Annotated in this window: 1 protein-coding gene; it reads left to right on the forward strand. The window is 71.4% G+C overall.

Annotated features, from left to right (window positions below; translation table 11 throughout):
- Nucleotides 1-127 precede the first annotated feature (127 nt).
- On the forward strand, nucleotides 128-787 hold a 660-nt coding region (locus L6Q67_RS23615; protein ID WP_296575985.1), incomplete at its 3' end, for a leucine-rich repeat domain-containing protein.

Here is a 787-nt window from a genome sequence, read left to right on the forward strand (position 1 = left end):
AAGCTGGTCGGCCAGGGGGTCTGAACGGAGCGCCCCCGGCGCCGGATGTGGGCAATTGTCGAGCGTCTGGTAACCGGCTGACCGCTAGAATCGCCCCTCGCCCACTACGACGTCATCCTCTGCCCCGATGCACACCCTCGAACAGCTGCGTTCCGGCGCGCTCGCCGGCGCCCGTCACCTCAAGCTCGCCTGTGGCCTGCGCGATTTCCCGCGGGAGATCTTCGAGCTCGCCGATACGCTGGAGATCCTCGATCTGGCGGGCAATGAACTCACCACCCTGCCGGACGACCTGCCGCGGCTCACCCGGCTGCGGGTGCTGTTCTGCTCGGGCAACCCTTTCGAGGTGCTGCCCGAGGTGCTGGGCCGCTGCCCCGCGCTGCAGATGATCGGCTTCAAGTCGTGCCGTCTGCACACGGTGCCGGACGCCGCCCTGCCGCCCGCCCTGCGCTGGCTGATCCTCACCGACAACCGCATCGAAACCCTGCCCGCCGGCATCGGCCGGTGCACCGGGCTGCGCAAGCTGGCGCTGGCGGGCAACCGGCTCACCGAGTTGCCGCCGGAGATGGCGGCGTGCACGTCGCTGGAGCTGCTGCGCATCGCCGCCAACCGCATCGCCGCCTTCCCCGACTGGCTGCTCGATCTGCCCCGGCTGACCTGGCTGGCCTACGCCGGCAACCCGTTCTGCGCAACGCTCGACGCCGCCTGGCAGGCCGAGGCCCACACCCGGCCGGTGCCGTGGGCGGCGCTGGCGACGGACGGCATCCTCGGCGAAGGCGCGTCCGGGGTG

This window comes from Zoogloea sp. (assembly GCF_023150065.1).
In the GTDB taxonomy this organism is placed as follows: Bacteria; Pseudomonadota; Gammaproteobacteria; order Burkholderiales; family Rhodocyclaceae; genus Zoogloea.